General features: G+C 60.1%; 1 protein-coding gene. It reads left to right on the forward strand.

Features of this window, described 5'->3' with window-relative positions; genetic code table 11:
- Nucleotides 1–318, forward strand: a 318-nt coding sequence (locus SB756_RS28950; RefSeq protein WP_410912966.1) for a TIM-barrel domain-containing protein, incomplete at both ends; no start/stop codon positions are given.

Genomic DNA, 318 nt, shown 5'->3' on the forward strand with positions numbered 1-318 from the left:
GATCCTTTTCTTTATGCGCGCCGGTTCTACCGGTAGCCAGAAATACTCCACCATGATGTGGGCGGGCGACCAGAACGTCGACTGGAGTCTCGACGATGGCCTGGCGTCGGTTGTCCCGGCGGCGCTGTCGCTGGCAATGACCGGACATGGCCTGCACCACAGCGACATTGGCGGTTACACCACCCTGTTTGAGATGAAGCGCAGCAAAGAGCTGCTGCTGCGCTGGTGCGATTTCAGCGCCTTCACGCCGATGATGCGCACCCACGAAGGTAACCGTCCTGGCGACAACTGGCAGTTTGACGGCGACGCAGAAACCAT

Origin of the sequence: Pseudomonas sp. SIMBA_068 (genome assembly GCF_046534705.1) — a bacterium.
In the GTDB taxonomy this organism is placed as follows: domain Bacteria; phylum Pseudomonadota; class Gammaproteobacteria; order Pseudomonadales; family Pseudomonadaceae; genus Aquipseudomonas; species Aquipseudomonas putida.